The 21633-nt window shown below is 46.6% G+C and carries 18 protein-coding genes; 8 read left to right on the top strand and 10 right to left on the bottom strand.

Going from position 1 to position 21633, the window contains the following annotated elements; translation table 11 throughout:
* Positions 1 to 2 precede the first annotated feature (2 nt).
* A complete protein-coding gene (locus LZG74_RS23005) occupies positions 3 to 1127 on the top strand; it encodes an AI-2E family transporter (protein ID WP_255699602.1) in 1125 nt (374 codons plus the stop codon).
* A gap of 36 nt (positions 1128 to 1163) precedes the next feature.
* Here the strand turns inward: LZG74_RS23005 and LZG74_RS23010 are convergent, their stop codons facing one another.
* From LZG74_RS23010 to LZG74_RS23025, 4 genes are all read right to left on the bottom strand, one after another.
* Positions 1164 to 2465, bottom strand: coding sequence for an AarF/ABC1/UbiB kinase family protein (locus LZG74_RS23010; RefSeq protein WP_233798858.1), 1302 nt, complete (start codon positions 2463 to 2465; stop codon positions 1164 to 1166).
* 2 nt (positions 2466 to 2467) lie between these two features.
* Positions 2468 to 3172: a TetR family transcriptional regulator C-terminal domain-containing protein gene (locus tag LZG74_RS23015; protein ID WP_233798859.1), complete on the bottom strand. Its 705-nt coding sequence runs from the start codon at positions 3170 to 3172 to the stop codon at positions 2468 to 2470.
* A gap of 132 nt (positions 3173 to 3304) precedes the next feature.
* Positions 3305 to 4612, bottom strand: a complete 1308-nt coding sequence (locus LZG74_RS23020) for a D-arabinono-1,4-lactone oxidase (RefSeq protein ID WP_233798860.1) — start codon at positions 4610 to 4612, stop codon at positions 3305 to 3307.
* 84 nt (positions 4613 to 4696) lie between these two features.
* Complete coding sequence (locus tag LZG74_RS23025) at positions 4697 to 6178, bottom strand: PLP-dependent aminotransferase family protein (protein WP_233798861.1); 1482 nt, start codon at positions 6176 to 6178, stop codon at positions 4697 to 4699.
* Between the two features lie 80 nt (positions 6179 to 6258).
* On the opposite strand from LZG74_RS23025, the gene LZG74_RS23030 reads away from it, so the two are divergent.
* A complete protein-coding gene (locus LZG74_RS23030) occupies positions 6259 to 8271 on the top strand; it encodes a TonB-dependent siderophore receptor (protein WP_233798862.1) in 2013 nt (670 codons plus the stop codon).
* 54 nt (positions 8272 to 8325) lie between these two features.
* Complete coding sequence (locus LZG74_RS23035; protein ID WP_233798863.1) at positions 8326 to 9201, top strand: alpha/beta fold hydrolase; 876 nt, start codon at positions 8326 to 8328, stop codon at positions 9199 to 9201.
* On the opposite strand, the gene LZG74_RS23040 is transcribed toward LZG74_RS23035, so the two are convergent.
* The 4 genes from LZG74_RS23040 to LZG74_RS23055 are packed head-to-tail and all read right to left on the bottom strand — an operon-like array spanning position 9182 to position 12283.
* Positions 9182 to 10171, bottom strand: a complete 990-nt coding sequence (locus LZG74_RS23040) for an NAD(P)H-quinone oxidoreductase (RefSeq protein WP_233798864.1) — start codon at positions 10169 to 10171, stop codon at positions 9182 to 9184. The two genes, LZG74_RS23035 and LZG74_RS23040, sit on opposite strands and share 20 nt — an antisense overlap.
* A 27-nt stretch (positions 10172 to 10198) precedes the next feature.
* Positions 10199 to 10567, bottom strand: a complete 369-nt coding sequence (locus LZG74_RS23045; protein ID WP_233798865.1) for a YccF domain-containing protein — start codon at positions 10565 to 10567, stop codon at positions 10199 to 10201.
* Positions 10568 to 10583: 16 nt separating this feature from the next.
* On the bottom strand, positions 10584 to 11198 hold the full coding sequence (locus tag LZG74_RS23050; RefSeq protein ID WP_233798866.1) for a pseudouridine synthase: 615 nt from the start codon (positions 11196 to 11198) through the stop codon (positions 10584 to 10586).
* 8 nt (positions 11199 to 11206) lie between these two features.
* Complete coding sequence (locus LZG74_RS23055) at positions 11207 to 12283, bottom strand: DUF3500 domain-containing protein (RefSeq protein ID WP_233798867.1); 1077 nt, start codon at positions 12281 to 12283, stop codon at positions 11207 to 11209.
* 165 nt (positions 12284 to 12448) lie between these two features.
* Between LZG74_RS23055 and LZG74_RS23060 the strand changes: the two genes are divergently transcribed.
* The 5 genes from LZG74_RS23060 to LZG74_RS23080 all read left to right on the top strand — a co-directional run bounded on the left by LZG74_RS23060 (position 12449) and on the right by LZG74_RS23080 (position 18854).
* Positions 12449 to 13792: a deoxyguanosinetriphosphate triphosphohydrolase gene (locus LZG74_RS23060; protein ID WP_233798868.1), complete on the top strand. Its 1344-nt coding sequence runs from the start codon at positions 12449 to 12451 to the stop codon at positions 13790 to 13792.
* Between the two features lie 105 nt (positions 13793 to 13897).
* Positions 13898 to 15022: an FIST signal transduction protein gene (locus LZG74_RS23065; protein WP_233798869.1), complete on the top strand. Its 1125-nt coding sequence runs from the start codon at positions 13898 to 13900 to the stop codon at positions 15020 to 15022.
* Between the two features lie 7 nt (positions 15023 to 15029).
* Positions 15030 to 16358, top strand: a complete 1329-nt coding sequence (locus tag LZG74_RS23070) for an ATP-binding protein (protein WP_233798870.1) — start codon at positions 15030 to 15032, stop codon at positions 16356 to 16358.
* A gap of 58 nt (positions 16359 to 16416) precedes the next feature.
* Entirely contained in the window at positions 16417 to 16824 is a 408-nt protein-coding gene (locus tag LZG74_RS23075) for a response regulator (protein ID WP_233798871.1), read from the top strand.
* A gap of 26 nt (positions 16825 to 16850) precedes the next feature.
* Entirely contained in the window at positions 16851 to 18854 is a 2004-nt protein-coding gene (locus tag LZG74_RS23080) for a response regulator (RefSeq protein WP_233798872.1), read from the top strand.
* Here the strand turns inward: LZG74_RS23080 and LZG74_RS23085 are convergent.
* Together LZG74_RS23085 and LZG74_RS23090 are read right to left on the bottom strand one after the other, a co-directional pair.
* Entirely contained in the window at positions 18847 to 21075 is a 2229-nt protein-coding gene (locus tag LZG74_RS23085) for a molybdopterin cofactor-binding domain-containing protein (RefSeq protein ID WP_233798873.1), read from the bottom strand. The two genes, LZG74_RS23080 and LZG74_RS23085, sit on opposite strands and share 8 nt — an antisense overlap.
* Positions 21072 to 21563, bottom strand: a complete 492-nt coding sequence (locus LZG74_RS23090; RefSeq protein ID WP_233798874.1) for a (2Fe-2S)-binding protein — start codon at positions 21561 to 21563, stop codon at positions 21072 to 21074. The genes LZG74_RS23085 and LZG74_RS23090 overlap by 4 nt, the downstream gene beginning before the upstream one ends.
* Between the last annotated feature and the right edge of the window lie 70 nt (positions 21564 to 21633).

Below are 21633 nucleotides of genomic sequence, written 5' to 3' on the forward strand. Positions count from 1 at the left end.
CATTGTCCTTAACCACTACCCCCGCCCCCTTCCACGAAAAGCTCACCTACTCCCTCCTGGCCATAGGCCTCATCATGCTAGGAATCTATCTGGGCCAGGATATTATCGTTCCTTTGGCATTAGCGGGGTTGATTGCGGTTTTGCTCAGGCCGGTGGAGGCTTGGCTTACTCGGCTGGGGATGCATAAGGTGCTGGCGATCACCCTGGCCGTGCTGCTGGCGGTCGTGCTTGTGTCCGGCGTCGCGATCTTGCTATCAATGCAACTTTCAGACTTCTCGGATGAATGGCCGAAATTGAAGCGGAACATTAATGAGTTTTACAGGGATGCGCGGCGCTGGATCCGGCGGGAATATAGCGTCAGTTATAGCAAACAGGCCGAATATCTCAAAAATGCCCAGACAAAAACGCTGGAAAATTTCCAGGGTGCCGAGACGCTCGGCGTGGTTACGGGACCGCTCGCAACATTGATCCTTATCCCTATATACGCATTCTTGCTTCTTTATTACCGTACGATGCTGCTGCATTTTATGGTCGTCCTGTTTGCAGAGAAGCATAAGCCGCGCGTGCTGGAAGTGCTGGGCGAGATCAAAGCCATTATTCAAAGCTATATGGTGGGTTTGCTGCTGGAAACGGCTGTTGTTGCGGTGCTGAATTCGGTGGGGCTGCTGCTATTGAATGTTCAGTATGCGATGCTTTTGGGCATCATGGCCGCGATTTTGAATCTTGTCCCTTACATCGGCGGACTTGTGGCAACAGCGCTGGCGGTTATGGTGACGTTTATCAGCCATCCCGATGCGCATACATTGCTGGGCGTTGTGGGCGTATTTATTGCTGTTCAGTTTATTGACAACAATTTCCTGGTGCCGCTCATTGTTGGTTCCAAGGTCAAGATCAATGCGTTGGTTTCGATTGTGGGCGTGCTGGTGGGTGGCGCCTTGGCCGGATTGTCCGGAATGTTCCTATCCATTCCCGCTATTGCAATGATGAAAGTGGTCTTTGACCGGATTGATGGATTGAAACCTTGGGGAATTTTACTGGGAGATCAAACGCCGGAACAGGCGAATAACAATCTGTTCAGGCTTGTGAACAAGCGCAAGCCTAAAAAGAAAACCGACGAAGATGCTTAGTCTTTCGCCGGTTTGAACAATTTGATAATCAATGTTTTACACCACCAGTTGCTTCGTTTCCACGGTCGCTTTCAAATCATGCAACAAGCTGAAAAGCCCGAAGAATGTGCGGTTGATGTAAATAAAATGTTTGGAACCGCGGTTGACATTCATTTTGCGCAGCTCTTTATCATTTGCATATTTCTCACCCAATTCTGCCAGTTTTCCAAAGAAAGTTTCATCCGAAAAATCAAATGTATCCGACTGGAACGGCTGGGTTAGCAACGATAAAATCTCTTTAAAAAGCTTCGAAAAATAAACCGTTTCCTGAGGCGTGTCCTTGCTCGAAAGAATTTCCAGCGCTTCCATTCTTGAATAGAAAATCTCAGGATCATTCAACTTATCCGGCTCTGCCAGCTCAAAATAAGGCGTGTAAAACGACTCCGGAATCTCTTTAATGCACCCAAAATCAATGGCGATCAGGTTCCCGGCATCGTCTACCAGAAAATTGCCCGGATGGGGATCGGCATGCACTTTTCGCAACTGATGCACCTGGAACATATAAAAATCCCAAAGCGCCTGCCCGATCTTGTTGGCCAGATTCTGGTCCGTATTCGTTTTCGTAAATTCCGACAAATGCTTGCCCGTCATCCAATCCATTGAAATTACCCTTTCGCAGGATAATTCCGGATAATATTTCGGGAAACGCAGGTTAGGAATGTGTGCACAGGCCTCGGCAATTTCCGTGCTCTGAGCTATTTCGAGATAATAATTGGTTTCCTCCGTCAACTTGGTTTCAACCTCCTTGAAATATTTATCCGAATCCTTTGCCTGAATGTTGAACATGCTCATCGCAATCGGTTTCACCATCGCCAGGTCCGAAGAAATGCTTTCAGCAACACCCGGATACTGGATTTTCACAGCCAGATCCTTGCCGTCTTTAGTCGCTTTATGCACCTGGCCAATGCTCGCAGCATTGATCGCATTGGCGTCAAAGGAATCAAAAAGATCAAGCGGCGATTTGCCGAAATACTTTCTGAATGTCTTCACAACCAGCGGCGCCGACAACGGCGGAACGGAGAATTGGGACAAAGAAAATTTCTCCACATAAGCCTGCGGAAGGAAATTTTTCTCCATACTCAGCATTTGCGCCACTTTTAGGGCACTGCCTTTCAGGTTCTTAAGTCCGTCGTAAATATCCTCAGCGTTGTTAGTATTCAAGTTATCCCGCGCCGATTCAGGATTGGTGATTTTCTCACCGTAATATTTTAAATAGTTACCCCCGATTTTTACACCGGTCGAAATCAATCTGGTTGCGCGCTGAATTTTCGAAGTAGGGATGCTGTCAATTGTTTCCATTCCTACTTTAACTTTTCTTTGATGAGAAATTTACCAAAATCGATGACGCTTTCCAGCGGCGTAATGTCGATCAGATCGAATGTTGCGCGGATTGATTTTTCGATGAAAAGGTCTGTTTTTTCAAAGCCGATAGACTCGTCATCCAACCAGAATTTGAGGGTTACCATAAACTGTATCCACGCACCTTCTTCCAGTGCATCCTGTTGCGCCTTGCGGATCCGCTCGCTTTTGGATTTCAAATAACCCTCGCTGATTTCATTAACGAACGATTTAAACCGGCTCCGGAAATCTTTCAACTTCATAAGCCCAGCCAAACGGTTCTTTTCACTTTTGAGATCAAATACAACATAACTTCTGTTTGCTGTAAGTATCTCAAAATAAGTAAAATAGTAAGTCAAAAGCTTATCCCGAAAACCCAGCGACGGCATATCGCCACTTTGTCTCATGAGGTTAACGGCCAGTCTGTGAAAGCTCACAAAAACGCTTTTTTCAATTGCTTCGATTGAAGAGAAATGTTTGTAAAATTCCTTCTCGACGATGCCATGCCGCTTGCAGAACAGGTAAACCGACTCCGGCTTTTTATTCTGTTCCAGGCAATCGTGCATATATAATTCAATGATCTTATCGGATGTAATTTCCCGTGCTGCTGCCGGCTCGGCCATATTCGGCTCCCCTGCATTCGGAAGTTCCCTCAATTTTGCTGCCATTATTTTATTTGGTTTACAAGGTGTTGATCCACGCTTACACAACGAATGTTGGTCAGCATAAAATATTCATAGCGGACTATTAGAGAACAAAATAAAGGGCCGTAATCATTCACCGAAAGGCCTATTAATTTTTCAAACTCTGAAAATATTGAGGTTCAGAAAGTCATTCCTGAACTTCCCTTTCGGATCCATTTCCTTGGCCAGCGCCTTGAATTCTTCCATTTTCACATAACGCTTTGCAAGCAGATCCGGCGAAACCGAAAACAGCTTTCCCCAATGCGGACGCACATTGTAGGGCGCAAGCTCACGCTCAATGACTGGCAGCAGCTTGCTCACGGCGTCCCATTCCTGCTTCCACGTAAAATGAATCGCCACAGAATCCTGCTTATAACAAGGGCTCATCCAGAAATTGTCCGCCGCGATAGTTCGTATTTCAGAAGTTAGCAAATGCGGCCCGACCTGGCTTCCCAGCTTGGAAATGGCCATAATCGCATCCACCGCGTTTTTTCTGGGCACAAAAAATTCTGATTGCAGCTCCACACCGCTGCTGGGAGTAAAGCCCATTTTGAAATGCGGCATGCGCTCATACCAGGGACCGGAAACGCCCATTTGCTCGGTGCAGTTTTCGGCAGACAGTTCTGGGATCGGGTGCAGGTTTTTAGTCGCCAGTTTCGCGCCGAAGAATTCTTTTTCTGCTTTCAACGGCTTTCCGTCTTCTATTTTTTGCTTAACCCAAACCTCCGTAATGTCGTTACTTTGCCAGTTTGTGAACAAGCTCACGCTGTATCCGCTCGATTCTATTTTTTCAAAATTATCCTTCAGTTGATTCAGAGGCAGGTTTTCATACACAAACTGCCCCATCATGAATGTCGGCACAATATCCAGTGTTACTTTCGTTACCACGCCCAAAGCGCCCAGATTTACAACGGCCGCATTGAATTTCTCCCCATCCTTTTTACGGCTCAGTTGCATCACATCACCCGCCGCCGTAACAATCTCCATTCCCGAAACCGCAGTCGCCAGGTTACCATTTTTATCCCCTGAACCGTGCGTGGCCGTAGCGCAGGCACCCGCAACCGAAATGTGCGGCAAGGATGCCAGATTATGCAGCGCAAACCCTTTTTGATGCAGATATGGACTCAATTGTCCGTATTTCATGCCGGAATTCACGGTTACAGTTTTGTTTTTTTCATCCAAAACCATCTGCTCCTCCGCATTTACCAAGGAAATAAACTGATCTTTGGTGTCCGCAATGTTATTGAAGCAATGCTTGGTTCCAAGCACTTTAAGCTTTGGATATTTCTTCACAATGTCCTGAACCTGTGCCAGATTCTTCGCCTGATCCAGCTTTTGCGTGCTGTATTCTAAATTCCCTGCCCAGTTTTTCAATTTATCGGTGTTTGTCCAGCCGGTTAATGGTGTAAATAATGGAGCTGTCATTAATGCGGATGAAAGTTTAATAAAGGTTCTCTTATTCATATGTTGGGAAGAAAGCAAAGTGAAAACCAGAAGGATATGATTAAATCACAAATTAATTGAATAATTCAGGATTTCAACCGCCGTCCGGATTTCTCCTTCATCCAGATTCCCAAATCCAAGCCGCATAGCACTCAGCTGGCCGGTTTGGAAGAGTAATGTCTGTGGTAAATGCAGGTTTTGTTTCAAACAGTTCTTGCTAAGGCGCATTAGATTAACGTCCTTCCGCCATTCTGTCCAGATCGCCAGGCCGCCGGGAGGTGTTTTAAAATGGAGATATTCCTGGAAATCTGCTTGCAGTAATGTTCCCAAAAGATCGCGTCGCTGATGATAAACCTTCTGTGCTTTCTTGATATGCCGCTGAATTTCTCCTTCATCCAAAAGTTCACCCAATGCCTGCTCCATCATCAGATCTCCCTGGCGGTCGATGATCCTCCGAAATTTCCCCAGTTCCGTAATCAGGTTTTGCGGCGCCACAATGTAGCCGGAGCGCAGTCCGGGCGCCAGCGCTTTGCAGAATGAGCCGATATAAACCACCATTCCCGCCGGATCGGCGCTTGCAAGCGGCAAAACCGGACTGCTATTATAGTGAAAATCATAATCATGGTCGTCTTCCAGGATAATGAAGCCATATTGCACCGAAAGATTAAGCAATTCCATGCGCCGCTCCGCGCTCAGCGTCACCGTTGTGGGATAATGATGATGCGGTGTGATGTAAAGCATCCGTATCCGTTTTGTTTCGCACAACTTCCGCACTGCTTCCACCGATATGCCCTGCTCATCCACCAGAACCGAAATAATGTTGGCCCCGGCCTGTTGGAAAATCATATTCGCCGTATAGTAACTCAGGTTACCCACCACCACGTGATCGCCTTTTTTGAGGAGCAGCATGGAGGCCAGGTAAATGCCCATTTGAATGCCGCGCGTGGTGATAATGTTCTCTTTGCCAATATGCAAGCCGCGCGTATTATTCAGGTAGTCAGCCAGTTTCGTCCTGAAAAACGCATTGCCTTCCACATGCGAGTAACTGAGCAATTTGCGGTTATTATTTCGTCTCAAAACGCTGGAATAGGCTTTTGCCAGCTTGTCCATGGGTGCCAGGCGCACGTCGGGAAGACCGTCGGTGAATTCCAGTTCAGCTTTGGAAACGGAAACCGGCCTGTCCAGCAGCATGCTTTCTTCAAATGCAAAACCCGCTTTTTGAGGATATTTGACAAGATAATCAGCATTAAAAGACGCCGGACTATCAGCAATTGCAGGTGATTTTTGGGTGACGAATGTTCCCTTGTTCGGCCGAAGTTCGATCCACCCCTGCGCATCGAGTTCATTATAAGCGGCCACCACGGTTTTTCTATGAACCGATAAAATCTCAGCCAGTGAGCGTGTTCCGGGCAATCTGGCGCCTGTATAAAGCACGCCGCGCTGGATCGCATTGATCATCTGACGCGAAATTTGCAGGTAAACCGGCGTCTCATTTTGCCGGTCGATGGATACAATACTTTGGAATGGAATCTCAACCGGACTACTCATAAACTTAAAACCGGAGCATGTTAACAGTCCGGCAAGATAGTAAGTTTGTAGAAAATATATTTGATTCTGATATCTCAGCCATGATGACAACTTTCCTTTCTTTTCTGATCCGGGTCTTGAAAGGCCCGGCAGTTTTTGTTTTTACAAGCCTTGGACTTATTAGTTTATTAGGCCTTTTGCATCCGCTTTATGCACAGGATATTTCGCTTGATCCGGTTACTGTCACTTCCTCTCTTGTGGAAAAACGCGCATCCGAAACTGGCCGTAACATTGCTGTTATTAAAGGCGAGTATTTCCAAAACCTGCCCGTGCACAGCATCGATGATCTGCTGCGTTATGTGCCGGGCGTGGAAATTCAGGCGCGCGGGCCGATGGGTTCGCAGAGTGACATTGTGCTACGCGGTGGAACGTTTCAGCACGTCCTGATCATTCTGGATGGTTTACGATTGAATGATCCCAACACAGGGCATTTCAATGCTTATATCCCCATTTCACCTGCTGAAATTGAACGGATTGAAGTTTTGAAAGGCGCATCTTCGGCTATTTATGGCTCCGATGCAGTGGGCGGTGTGATCCATGTTATTTCCAAAACATTTGCTGCGCGGTTACAGTCGGGTAATGATGCTGAAAATGCTGCCGAAACAACAAAAACGAGCATTAATGCAGCATTGACAGGTGGAGAATATGGGTTAAGAAATGCAAATGCAGGCGCATTCGTTCAGAGAAATAAACTAGCAGTTTCAGGTGGTTTTTTATCAAATAATGCCTCAGGCGTTCAGCAGCGTGGCATAAAAGGATACTTTCATAACAACACCGCATCCCTATCCCTGAACTACGCACTTTCCCCGAACTTGAATGTGGCCGTGAGAAGTTCTTATGATCACCGGGATTTCGCTGCTCAGAATTTCTACACAGCTTTAAAATCCGACACGGCCAGCGAGAAGGTAAAAACTTCCTGGAATCAGGTTAAAATTAGTTATAGGAAAGCTAAAACGGCCATCACGCTCGATGGTGGCTATAAATTTGTGAGGGACCAGTATATGTTTAACCCGCATTCCATTGCGAATGACAGCAAATCACAACTATGGCAGGGCTTGCTGACCTGGCAGCAAACCTTCACCCAAAGCACGAACCTGATCGCCGGGCTTAATTACCAGAACCGCAACATTGCCTCCAATGACCGTGGCGATCATTCGCTGAGCCAGCTCGCACCATTTATTTCTTTGGTACAAAATATCGGTTCCGATTTCACTGTAACGCCTTCTGTCAGATTGGATTGGCGGGAAAGCATCGGTTCGGAAGTGGTGCCTCAGATTAATTTATCTTACAAAAAAGAAAACTGGCAATTACGCGGAAGCGCGGGCAAAACGATCCGGGATGCCGATTTTACAGAGCGGTTTAATAACTTTCAAAAAGCATTGGTAACGGGCGGAAATGTGGGCAATCCTGCATTGAAAGCGGAAAGATCATTCAGTTATGAAGCGGGCGCCGACTGGTTTTTGACTAATAGCAGCACCAATCAGCTGAAAATTTCAGGCACATTTTTCCAAAGGCTGCAAAACGACCTGATCGATTATGTTTCAACGCCGTATGCCCAAATGCCGCGCAAAGAAAACCTTTCGCCCACCGGGACTTTTGGCCTTGCATTGAACATTGCGGAAGTGAACACAACCGGCTTTGAACTTGATTTTCAAACAGTCAATACAATTTCTGCCAATCAAAAAGTCATTTTCAATGCAGGGTTAACCTGGCTGAACAGCGAAAGCAGCAATGCGCAGCCTTCATTCTACGTTTCGTCACACGCCAAGTTCCTGGGTAATTTTTCTGCGATTTACCAGATTTCCGCATTTTCGTTCAGTGTGAATGGTTTGTATAAAAACAGGGCCGAACGGGCGGCTTCGGCTATCGAGGCGAACATTTCGAAAGATTATTTTTTACTCAACGCCAAGGCTGAATATGCTTTCCTGAAGCGCAGTCTGGCCGTATTTGTGCAGGCCGATAATGCATTCGACGTTCAGTACAGCGACTTGTTGGGTTCTAAAATGCCGGGACGATGGGCTATGGCCGGACTCAGGTTCAATTTCGCGAAGTAGCGCAATCTTTTTCGTGGCCCGTTACGTATATTCGATTGACTTTTAAGATCGATTATGCTTTCGAATATCAACATTTCCCACATCTGCCTGACCATTTATCTAACGGTTCGGAGCGCCGAAATTTTCGGTCAAGCTACGTTAAATGGTGCGAACCGACCGTTAGAAAAATCGTTTGTAGCAAATTTAGGAAATGAGCATACTTTATCGGCTGGAACGGCGAATACGCACCAACGACCAACAGCGCCGGACAACGACAAAATGAATCTCTACTTTTTGAGCGGCTTAGGCGCTGATAAACGTGTTTTTAGCAAATTGGAACTGGACGACCGTTTTGCGGTACATTATATAGATTGGATAGAACCATTAAAAAAGGAAAGTATCACAGATTATGCGGGCAGGCTCGTTTCACAAATTGACACGACCCGGCCATTTCAGTTGGTAGGCTTATCATTTGGGGGGATTGTCGCCTCAGAACTTGCACATATCGTTCATCCAGAGCAGATTGTCATCATTTCTAGCACACCAACCGGCGTCCCGGTTTCAAAATTTTATCAGGGGTTAACCAAATTTTTGTTACTAAGCCCATTCGCAGCTCCGTTTTTGAAATCAACCAATACATTTACCTATAAATTTTTCGGTGCGGATACACCCGAGCTGAAATCGCTGCTGAAATCCATTTTACACGACACCGACAGCCGTTTTTTAAAATGGGCTTTGGTAAGAATGGGCAGCTGGAAAAGACAGGACAATCTGGAAAACCTGTATCACATTCACGGCACCGCCGATAAATTGATCCCGATAAAAATGGTGAAACCCGATGTGTCAATCGATGGCGCCGGACATTTGATGGTATACGCGCAGGCAAAACAGATTTCAGATATTTTGAATAAGAAATTAAGCGACAACTGGGTTACGACTCCCAATCATTAACCAGGACAATTTTCCCGATATGCCCGCTCGTTTCCATTAATGCCTGTGCTTTTGAGGCTTCGTTTAATGGAAATTGAGCTGCTATGACGGTTTTGAAGTCTCCGCTTTCTATAATCGGCCAAACATTCGCCCGTATTTCCTTCGCAAGTGCCGTTTTGAATTCATCGCTTCTATTGCGCAGCGTGCTGCCGGTGATTGTCAGGCGCTTTTTCATGATCATGCCGAAATCTACTTCGGTGCCTTCGAGCTTGCTGCCTTTCATGGTGTTGATAAAAACCAGCCGCCCATCTTCCCGCAGCAACCGGATATTTTTAGGAATATAATCACCGCCTACCATATCCAGAATGACGTCTATGCCTTCATTTTTAAGCTTTTCTTCGAAATCATCGGTTTTGTAGTTAATACAAATATCCGCACCCAGCGTAACGCAAGCACTGCATTTTTCCTCCGAGCCAGCCGTTGCGAAAACCTTTGCTCCCCATGCTTTTGCAAGCTGAATGGCCGTAATCCCGATTCCGCTTGTGCCACCATGAACCAGGAAATTGTCGCCGCTTTTTAAACCGCCTCTTTGAAATGCATTGTGCCAAACCGTAAAAACCGTTTCCGGAAGGGAAGCCGCCTGCACGAAATCGAAGCCGCCGGGAACAGGCAGACAGTGGCCTGCTTGCGCAACCGCATAATCCGCATAACCGCCTCCTGGCAGCAATGCACAAACGGCATCGCCTTTTTTCCAATCAGCAACATCATGCCCAACCTGCTCAATAATTCCTGCAACTTCCAGACCCGGAATATCCTGTGGCGCCCATGTCGGCGGCGGATAATTTCCCTTGCGCTGAAACACGTCGGGACGGTTGATCCCTGCCGCATAAACCTTAATCAGGACTTGGTTAGCAGCCGGTTGAGGCATTGGCCGCTCCTCTGTTTGAAGCACTTCCGGGCCGCCGGGCTGCGAGATTATAATGGCTTTCATGTTTTTTACAGTCAAATGAAATAATGACTAGTAAATTTCTTTGCCAAACGGCGTGAAGGACAAGCTCATCAGCTTAAAATGTTGGCGCGCAAAGGGCAGTCCTATAATCGTTATGGCGAGGATCACACCAAAAATAAGATGCGTAAGCGCAATCCAGATGCCGCCCAGCACAATCCAGAGAATGTTAAATATCGTGGATAAACAGCCGGTGTTCCCCGGAACCTCCCTAACCTGCTGCCCGAAAGGAAATAGCGTCAGAAGACCTATTTTAAAGCATTGAATACCAAACGGAATGCCGATGATGGTCAGGCAGAGCGCCAGGCCGGCAATCATATATTCCAGAAAGACGATGAATCCGCCAAAGATGAGCCAGATAATGTTGCCTATTAAGTTCATGTCGGGGTTGTTTTCGTTATTTCCAGTTATCGATCTTCAATAACCTAAAAAATTCGCTTTCCTCAATCTCTTTTACACCACCGGCAACAAGGTCTCCCAATTCCAGATCCTCTATACTGACCCGGATAAGTCGTTTGCAGCGGTGACCAGCGGTCCGCACCATTTTACGGATCTGATGATATTTTCCTTCTGTCAATGTGATTTTGAGCCAGGTGTTGGGCACGCCTTCCCAGCTTTCACTGGCATGTGGCGCTAATATTTCAGGCCTGGGAATGATCTCAACTTCGCACGGTGACGTCACATATTCAACGTCTCCTTTTATTCGTATGGCAATGCCCGTCCTGAGTTTATGCAGCGTTTCCTCACTGACGTGATGTCCCACATTCACCCAGTAAGTGCGCTTATGCGGAACCTCTCCCTGAAACAGCAGATTGGTTACTCTCTTATTCGTGGTAAGGATCAAAAGCCCCTCAGAATGTCCATCCAACCGTCCAATCGCATGAATCCCTTCCGGAAATTCAAACGCCAGATCCCCCAGCAACCCCACATCATCCGGACTCACAAACTGTGAAACCATGTTGGGCGGCTTGTTGATAATGTAGTAATGGTGGTGGGTGTGGGTTGTTATCATACACAAAGTTAATGCGCCTTCTCATAATGCCTCCGCAACATATCTTCCCCAAAATCATTTACCAAATCCCTTACCACCGAATGAATGTGGTTGCCTCCGTTTTGGGTATTGTCGAATTCGATGAGGAAGGTGGGGCCGTGGATGCGGTAATAGTGGCCCTGGCCTGAACCGATGATGTTTTTCTGGTCGCCCATCCAGGCGAAATGTATTTTGTCGAGGCCGGTTTTTTCCAGCTCGGCCCATTGCTGGTTTTTTAATGTTACGTGGTAACGCTGCAAATATGACATGATGAGTTTTTTGAATGCTGCTTTCTGCGCGGCGGTCATTTCTCCCATCGGGATGCCTTGCATTTTTTCCAAAGATGCCTTCCTGGAATTGGAAGTGAACATTTCGTTGGGTGCAGGGTTTCCTATAACCGCTTTTTCGAGCTGCTTTTCATTCAATAAGTGTAATAGTTCAAATGCTGAATCTTCTTCATTTTTCAGGATCCGCAGGCCCTTTTGAGGAACATTGGCCATGACGTTACCCGGATTACTGCCCATAAAACTCGGTGTGTAAGCAATTTCACCTTTGATGGATGAGAAGTGCAGCGATAAATGATGGCCTTCCACCCGCCAACCCCAGGGATCGCTTCCCGGCTCGCCAAAAACGAGGAATGCAAAGTTTTCGGGATCGCGGTAAGTGTCGTTAGCAGGGCGTGTTTCAACAACCCTGAGCACATTTTCCAGGTCAATGATCTGCTCGGCTTTGGTATAACCTTCCTGGCTCAAAACAAGCCTGATCATATCCATGGCCGACTTCCGCTGCGATTCACTCATGGTTTTGAAAGTAATCCCTTTTCGCTTCCGGGGCGTAAAATTCCAGTCGAAACGGGCAGGATCGTCGTAAGGAAGCTTTGTTTCTGAAAGCTGGTCGGCAGAAAGTGATTCGAGAAATGCCGTGACAACGGTCACCATTTCTTTGGCCAGTTTCTCGTCCTTTGTATGACCTTCCAAATCGTGGCCAGTTGCAGCCGACAATGTTCCGGAAGTGCTTATGATGAGCGCATTGGCTACGAATGCGATTATAATTAAAAGCCTTTTCATATATCTTGAATTTAGATCTTCAAATGGAATCCGTGTAGAAATCAAAAGCGCCCCGACTTGCGAAACTACCAATGCCAGTTGTCGGCCCATTGCAATCCACAGCGCCTGTTATTCCTTAATTACCGGAAAGGGATTAGTTTTGCCGACAATTAAAATTCTTGAATAATGAAGTGGGAGAAATTACTTTCGGCGAAACGGTGGGGCAGTGAAGACAAATACAATGCCGATCCGGCTGAGGCACGATCGGAATTCCAGCGTGATTACGACCGACTGATTTTTTCTTCCCCATTCCGAAGACTGCAAAACAAAACACAGGTTTTCCCGCTCCCGGGCAGCGTATTTGTCCATAACCGGCTTACACACAGCTTGGAAGTGGCCAGTGTCGGCAAGTCCTTAGGAAGGATTTTCTATAATAAACTCAAAAAGGACGATCCGAACATTGATGATAAATTGCCGCTGATCAGTGAAATAGGGAACATTGTGTCGGCCGCCTGCCTGGCGCACGACTTGGGTAATCCTGCATTCGGGCATTCAGGCGAGGCGGCGATCTCACATTATTTTACCAATGATGCCGGTTTACAATATCGCGACAAGGTTACCGAATCACAATGGGCTGATCTGACGCATTTTGAGGGCAACGCCAACGCATTCCGCATTCTCACGCACCCTTATGCGGGCAAAGGTTACGGCAGTTTTGCACTCACTTACTCTACGCTTGCAGCCATTGCCAAATATCCCTGCGAGTCCATTGCAGGACATAATAAATCGAACATTTACACAAAAAAATACGGCTTCTTTCAGTCGGAGCAGACTGGTTTTCAAAAGATTGCAGCAGATTTGGAACTGGATATGGTTACGGAATCACCATTGGTGTACAAGCGCCATCCACTGGTTTACCTGGTTGAAGCTGCGGATGACATTTGCTACAACATTATCGATCTCGAAGACGCCCACAGGCTGAAAATATTGTCGTATAGCGAGGTGGAAACATTGTTGCTACGCCTTTGCAACGATCCTAAAATGCCAGCCCGCCTTTTGGAAATTGATGATGAAGATGCCAAAATCAGCTTGTTACGGGCCAAATCCATCAGCACATTGATTTTCCAATGTTCCGAGTTGTTTTACAATGAACAGGATGCTATCCTCAGCGGCGACTTCAACTCGGGCCTTATCGACGCAATCCAGGAGCCTTACCGCTCTGTTATGAAGGACATTGCGAAGATTTCAGTCAATAAAATTTACAACTATTCCTCCGTCGTCCAGATCGAAGTGGCTGGTTACAAGGTGATGGGCGGCTTGCTGGAAGAATTTGTCCCTGCTTATCTCAATAACAATTCACATTATTCACGCAAGCTGGTGGATCTGATTCCCAAGCAGTTTATAACTTCAAAAACGGACGAATATGCGAAAATCCAGACTGTTCTGGACTTCGTTTCGGGGATGACAGACTTGTATGCGGTTGAATTATTCAGGAAAATCAAGGGAATTTCATTTCCCTCACTCTCTTAATGTTCGTTTCACCAGTATAAATTTTTGGTTCAGCGTAAAATTAATTCGCCAGTCAAAAGTTTTCTGTAAATTGTTGATCAAATTCATGAGCCCGATCAATCTTTTATGGAAATCAAACAATTGGTGTACACCAATGCCTCCTCGAACGTCACCTTTTCCTTTTCACCCCAACTCTTTTTTGTATTCGGAAACCGGGAACTCCTCGAAAAAAGCGATGTAATTGCCCAGCTGGCAGCACTTTATCCCGAAGCTCTTTTTTCCGGTTGCTCCACAGCAGGCGAAATCTCTAACGTTTCGGTAAAAGACAATACCATCATCATTACTGCGATCCGATTTGATGATACAATCGTCAAAAGCTCCAAAGTTGCGCTGGAAGACATTCATTTCAGCAGCATTGAAGCCGGTAAAAACCTTGTTTCACAACTTCCGAAAGAGGGCCTGAAACACGTTTTTGTAGTCTCAGACGGACTGAAAGTAAATGGCACCGACCTCGTAAAAGGCATGGCTGAAGGGCTGGGTTCCGAAGTTTCGCTTACAGGCGGACTCGCCGGCGACGGATCGCATTTTGCAAGAACTGTGATTGTTGAACCAGACGGAAACATTGCCAGTGAGACGGTGGCGGCCATCGGCTTTTATGGTGAAAACCTGACGATCGGCTTTGGTTCGCGGGGCGGATGGGACAGCTTCGGGCTGGACAGGCGTGTGACGAGATCAAAAGAGAATATATTGTTTGAAATTGACGGCGAGCCTGCGCTCGATCTGTACAAATCGTTCCTGGGCGACAAGGCCAAAGAACTGCCTGCTTCCGGGTTACTTTTCCCGCTTAGCATGCGTGACAGCGAAGATCGTGCACCGGTTGTGCGGACGATCCTGGGTATTAATGAAGATGAAAAAAGCCTCACTTTTGCAGGCGATATTCCCGAGGGCTCATTTGTTCGTTTGATGAAAGCAAATAACGACAGGCTTATTAACGGCGCCGAAGAAGCCGCTCAGGCCGCTTCGGAAGGTCTTAAAAACAGCCCTGAGTTTGCCATTCTGGTAAGTTGTGTGGGCAGAAAGCTGGTGCTCAAACAAATGGTTGAAGAAGAAGTTGAAAGCGTATCCGATGTGCTGGATAGTCCGGTGATCACAGGCTTTTATTCGTATGGAGAGCTTGCGCCGTTCAACCGCAATTCGCTGTGCGAGCTGCACAACCAGACAATGACCGTTACAACTTTCAGAGAATATTAAAATGAACATGCCCGAACTTACGGACGTCAATTATCACCGGTTACTGAAACGTCAGATCCGGAAATCGCTGCCGCCCGAACTTGCCGAACATCCCGATCTGCAGGACTTTTTGTTATCTGTAAATCAAGCATATACTGAATATCAGGACGACCTTGGCCGCGTAGAGCTTATTCTGGAACAAAGCTCCGGCGAACTTTTCAAGGCCAACCGCGAACTGAGCCGCATTGCCGCAGAGAAAACCGAAGAAGCCGAACTGACCAACAAGCGATTGGAAGAAGTGGTGAGCAGTATTACCGAAGTTTTGGTGCAGCTTGATCGGAATGGCAACATCATTTACATGAATAAGGCCTGGGAAACCATCACAGGCTACACGGTAAGTGAATGTCTTAACCGCAATTGGATGGATTTCTTCTCCGATTCGCAAGAGGAGATCAGTGAAATGCTGAGTTCCGGGGAATCGACGATCAATGCAACCATCAAGGTTTTCACGGCACAGAAAAAAGAGATCTGGATAGGCGTTTCGCTTACAAAACAATTCCATGATCATGCGCTAACTGGCTACATTGGCACATTTTCGGACGTTACGGAGCGCGTTTCGGCAGAAAAGAAATTAAAATCCTACATGCGTGACCTGGAACGCATCAATGCTGAGCTGGACCAGTTTGCATATGTCGTAAGTCACGATTTGAAAGCGCCTCTGCGCGCTATCAATAACCTTTCCGAGTGGATTGAAGAAGATATCAGCCATTTGCTCGAAGGCGATACGCTGGACCAGTTCAAACTGCTCCGCGGGCGCGTTCACCGTATGGAAAGCCTTATTAATGGTATTTTATCCTATTCAAGGGCGGGCCGGATGAAGACGGTGAAAGAGCGGTTTGTGATCAGTTCTCTTTTGGAAGATCTGCACGAAACATTCAACAGCAAAAAGCCCGTCAGTTTCGTTTTCGATGGAAATATGTCCATGGAGCTCGAAACGGAAAAAATCACATTGACCCAAATCCTTCAAAACCTGATTTCCAACGGCATTAAGTACAATGACAAGCCTGAAATAGAAATCACGGTGGGCTGGACGGAGGAAGACACCAAGTACGAATTTTACGTTCGTGACAATGGCCCGGGCATAAGCCCCGAATTTCACGATCGCATTTTTGTCATTTTCCAAACCTTGCAGGCACGCGACGAGATAGAGAGCACAGGCGTAGGACTAGCCATTGTTAAAAAGATCCTTGACGAAAAAGGCGGCTTGATCCGTATCGAATCTACCATGAAGGAAGGCACTAAATTTATATTCACCTGGCCTAAAAGCGAAGCCAAAGAAGCAGAAATTTCCCTCTAAACATAACCCTTTCCGTAACTAGAATTTCACAAAAATGTTCCCCTTAACCCCAGTCCCCATGACCATATTATTGGTTGAAGACGATGAAGTAGATGTAATGAATGTGAAGCGCGCATTTAAAAAGAACAATATTTCCAACCCGCTTATCGTGGCTTCAAATGGCATTGAAGCGCTCGAAGTGCTACGCTCCGGTTCATCCGACAGCCCAAAGCCAAGAATTGTGTTATTAGACCTCAATATGCCTAGAATGGGTGGAATTGAGTTTTTGAAAGAGATCCGCCAGGATCCTGAACTGAGCTCTTTGTCGGTTTTTGTAATGACAACTTCCAATGAAGACAGCGACAAAATTGAGGCTTTCAACCTGAATGTAGCGGGTTATATTCTAAAACCGCTTTCAATGGACCGCTTCATTTCGGCCGTTTCCACGCTCAACAGTTACTGGACACTCTGCGAATATCCCGGATAATCCAAACAACGCATATTCTCCATTCTATGGCCCCTATCAGTATTCTTCTGGTTGAAGATGATGAGATCGACGCAATGAACTTATTGCGGGCGATCAGGAAGTCTCAGGTGGAGATTGGAGAGGTTAAAATCTGCAAATATGCCGAAGATGCGCTGCTAACCCTCGATTCCTGGGTGCCGGGCTGCGTATTCCTGGATTACCAGCTGCCCAAAACGAGCGGACTGGAATTGCTGAAAAAGATCAAAGAAAGGGCGCCGCAGCTGCCCGTTATCGTGCTCACTTCCCAGGGCGACGAGCGGATTGCCGTGGAAATGATGAAAGCGGGTGCAACGGATTATTATCCCAAATCCGAGATCACGGCCGAAAAGCTGACCAAGGCTTTTCACACACTCGGGCAAATGCTCGAAGTGGAAAAAGACCGGGAAGACGCAAGGCATGAATTGGCTGAGAAAGAGGAATTTATAAATAAAATCGCCCTCCTGTCACCTAACATTATCTATGTGATCGACATTGAGAAATGGACCAACATTTTTCATAATAAACAAATCTGGAAGATACTGGGCTACTCCGAAGATGACATTGCTACCGACTCTAAGAACGGGCTGAAACAGATTATTAATAATCAGGATCAGCTTACTTTCCGGCGGCATTATCATTATATGCGGCATTATGTGAAGGATGAAGATGTGATTGAAAAGGAGTTCAGGCTCAAACACAAAGATGGTTCGGAAGTCTGGATTATCACTCGTGAAGTGCCGTTTAAGCGCAATGAAGCAGGAACTGTGCAGGAAGTGCTTGGCACAGCAATAGACATTACCAGCCGGAAACAGGCGGAACAGGAACTCATACAAGCGAAGCGCGACGCCGAAGAAGCAACGCGCATCAAGTCTGACTTCCTGTCCACAATGAGCCATGAGATCCGCACGCCTATGAACGGGATTATTGGTTTTACCGATATTCTCTTAAACAGCGATTTCCAGGGACAGGACAAGGAATATTTGAAAATGATCAAAAGTTCGGCTGATAACCTGCTCGTTATCCTGAACGACATTCTTGATTTTTCTAAAATTGAAGCTGGAAAATTCGGGCTGGAAAGTTTTCAGTTTGACTTAAAAGAAAAGCTGGATGTGCTGATCCGGACATTTGATGTGCGGGCAAGGGAAAAATCCATTGACCTGCTGTTTGAATGTGCCGATGACGTTCCTAAGATCCTCATGGGCGACGCATACCGTCTGAATCAAATTCTCAATAATCTGGTTGGCAATGCCATTAAGTTTACAGAAAACGGTTTTGTCAAAATTGCCGTTCAGCTGGAAAAAGACCATGGCAGGAATGTGGATCTCAGGATTGATGTATCTGACTCAGGCATAGGCATTTCCGAAGACAAGTTAAACGACATTTTCGAAAGCTTTTCACAGGCGCACCACAACAATGCCACCAGATATTTCGGTGGAACCGGCCTCGGTTTAAGCATTACCCGTAAAATCACAGAACTGATGAACGGCACCATTTCCGCCAAAAGCAAGCTTGGCGAAGGTGCGACTTTCAGTGTTGTGCTCAATTTTGGAAAAGGCGGACTTTCGTTAGAAGAAGAAAAAGCCAGCGCGCCCGAAAACCTGTCGCTGAAAGGTTTCAGGATCCTGGCAGCGGACGATGTTCCTGCTAACCAGATGCTACTCAAACATTTACTCAAAAGATGGGAAGCAGAATTTACCATTTGCGGGAACGGCCGGGAAGTGCTGACCAGCCTCGACGGAAACGATGGTTATGACCTTATTTTAATGGACATTCAGATGCCGGTTATGGATGGCATTACGGCCATGAAAACCATCCGGAGCCAGTATCCGAAATATACGCATGTTCCCGTAATCGCCTTTACAGCAGACACTTTCGCTGAAAACGCCCCGGAACTTGAATCCTGCCATTTCAATGATTTTGTGACCAAACCATTCAAGGCGGACGAGCTGATCCGTGTTATCGCAAGGCATCTTGCATTTAGTAATGCTGCCCGACCTGTCCCGGTCAGCTGATTTTCGTCCAATCGATTTTATCAGGAGTCAACGGAAGCTCTCGCAAACGGCTTCCTGTCGCATCAAAAATAGCATTTGCAATCGCAGCTGACACGGGCCCTTGTGCCGCTTCTCCCGCACCCAGCGGTTCTAGTTCCGGCCGGTCAATCACAAACACTTCTGTGTGAGGCACATCTTCAAAACGGAAAATCGGATAAGTTTCCCACGAACTGCTTTCCACACCATTTGCACCATACTGAACTTGCTCCAACATGGTCCAGCTCGCGGCCTGGATCATCCCGCCGGAAGTCTGATTGACAATCCCGTCCGGATTAATGGCTTGCCCTGCATCAATTACGCCTGTCAATTTTACCAGACGGTAGGTTTTTGCCGCCCTATCCAGCTTGATTTCGGCCTTTACAGCGAAGTAGGAAGCATTATTTTTATATTGAGCAAAAGCAAAACCCTTTCCTAATCCGGGCTCTTTTTTCAAATCCCAACCTGCTTTTTTCACCAAAGTCGTAGTCACTTCTTTGGCCCTATCATCGTTTAAATGATCCAAACGGAATTGAACGGGATCTTTCCCGGCTTTCACCGCCAGCTCATCCATGAAAGATTCCAATGCGAAAATGTTGCCATAGGCACCCAAACTTCGCAAAGCAGAAGTCCGTAAAGGGCCTTTATAACTGTGAACAGAGGCATTTTTGAATTCAAAATCATACAACGGAAGCGAATTCCGATGCGTGCCTCCTGCAAATCCACCGCCTTCAAAAGCAAATGGCTTTTCCAAATGCTGTCCTGCAATTAAATGCCCCGCCTTTCCACCTGGCCGTGAACTATGTGTGTCCGACCATATATCTGTTTCCCAGGCAGTTACTTTGCCATCAGCAGTCAATGCAGCTTTAATTTTCAGCACCATAGCAGACCCATAAGGCTCCCATTTGTGCTCATCTTCCCGCATCCATTGCACGCGAACCGGCTTTCCAGGCATTTGCAGAGACAGTAACGCAGCATCACCTCCCACATCATCCGCGCCATTATGTCCATAGCAACCCGCGCCCGGCATGCCTATGACCCTGATTTTTTCCAGAGGCAGACCCACCAAATCGCTGATTGTGCTTCGCAAAGGATACACGCCCTGCGTATGTGACCAGATCGTCAGCTGATCATCCTTCCAGAGACCGATCGCGCAAGACGGGCCTATGGAGCCATGCATTTGATAAGGCCGTTTGTATTCCGCTTCGAGTGTTGTTCCGTTCTCCCAAACCTTACTATTTGCACTTTTATCTCCTTCCACAATTTCGCCGGCACTGCCATTTTTGATCATATCAGCGTACAACTGACCTGGCAAAGGCGTTATCGGCGTGGTTTCCCATTTGGCCAGCTCCTTCATTTTACCCAACGCCTTCATGCTCTCGTATTCCTGCGAAGCAATCACAGCAACGAAACTTCCGTTAGTTACGATTTTCAAAACGCCAGGGGATTTTTGGATTTGTTCCGTTGGAAGCGAAATCAATTTGGCATTATAAACCGATGGCCTCATCACCCGCGCATGCAACATATCCGGGAACCTCAGATCCTGGATAAAATGCGTTTTCGCCACCGCTATCTCTTGAATGTCAGTCCTTTTGATAGGCTTACCGACAAGCTTGTAATTACCAGGCTTTTTCAGATCAGCCTTTCCAGTGACTTCTGCTTCCAGACGTTTTCCTTTTACAAGATCTGTATAGGCAATTGTTTTCTGATTTTTGGCTGATTTAACAATTCCATTTTGAACCGAAAGTTCATTCACATTTGATCCTAATTCCTTTGCTGCCAGTGTCAAAAGATACTTCCGAGCCTCAGCAGCAGCATTTCTGATCGCATTTCCGCTTCCTTCAATGGACCCGCTTCCGGCCGTATAGCGCTCGTCCTGCGTTTGCCCGGTGTCCGCGATGATGATACGAACTTGCTTCATCTCAATGTCCAGTTCCTCAGCTGCCATTTGCATTAATGCCGTCCGTATTCCCTGCCCAAGCTCCATTTTACCTGTTAACACCGTCAGAATGCCCGTATCATCAAATCTGATCCACGAATCAATTGCCTCACGATCTGCGATCAACGTTTGTTCCGGCGAGTAACATTCATCCGGCTGCATAGAAAATCCAAGTCCGGGCATGAGCGTAAAACCCATCAGCAGATAACCCGAACTCCGGAGAAAACCACGTCTGCCAGACCTTATATCATTCAATTCGTCCATCATTTATTCAATTTAGCAGCCGCCTTTTTTACAGCACTAATAATGCGCGTGTGCGTTCCGCATCGGCACAAATTCCGTTGCAAAGCCTGCCGTATTTGCTGGTCAGTTGGATTTTTGTTTTCTGTTAAAAGTGCCTTAGCAGAAATGATCATCCCGCTAGTGCAATAGCCACATTGCGCAGCCTGCTCTTCAATAAATGCCTCTTGGATCGGATCAAGCACATTATTATTGGAAAGTCCTTCCAATGTTGTCACTTCATAAACTGCCGCAGCCGAGCCCGGAATTACGCAAGAAGGTTGCGCTTTGCCATTCAAGAGCACCATGCAACTGCCGCAACGTTCTATGCCACAGCCATATTTCGGGCCATTCAGTTGCAGGTTATTTCGTAAAAGATAAAGCAGCGGCATTTCCGGGTCCGCAGTAACGCGGTGGGTTTTGCCGTTCACTTTAATGTTAATCACCTCAGCCATATTGCCCTCTATTTTTTCCACCAGAATAATAAAATTAAGCCGCCGCCATGATTTAACTACTTGCTTTTAAATCTTTTAAGATGCTTCTCTC

This window comes from Dyadobacter sp. CY327 (assembly GCF_021390415.1).
In the GTDB taxonomy this organism is placed as follows: Bacteria; Bacteroidota; Bacteroidia; order Cytophagales; family Spirosomataceae; genus Dyadobacter; species Dyadobacter chenhuakuii.